This window comes from Extibacter sp. GGCC_0201, assembly GCF_017566055.1.
GTDB lineage: Bacteria > Bacillota > Clostridia > Lachnospirales > Lachnospiraceae > Extibacter.
In genome coordinates this window covers 1-223 of the sequence record NZ_JABFCH010000164.1, presented here as the reverse complement: position 1 = coordinate 223, position 223 = coordinate 1, and the positions used below count along the sequence as shown (strand labels likewise).

At 54.7% G+C, this 223-nt stretch carries 1 pseudogene; it reads right to left on the bottom strand.

The annotated features are described in order from the left end of the window. A pseudogene (locus tag HJV72_RS19120) lies at positions 1 to 223 on the bottom strand (ribonuclease HII); the annotation flags it as partial.

The window sequence follows — 223 nt, the reverse complement described above, 5'->3', positions numbered from 1 at the left end:
GTCGATATGAGCTGCCGCTCCATACCCTTTATTGGCCTCAAAGCCGTATCCCGGAAACACACTGTCATACTGCACCATCATCCTGTCCCTGGTCACCTTGGCGATTATACTCGCCGCCGCAATGGATGCGCTCTTGGCATCCCCTTTGATAATCGGCACCTGACGCATCGGGAGTCCGGGAATCGTAACCGCATCGTTGAGCAGGATATCCGGCTTCACACAA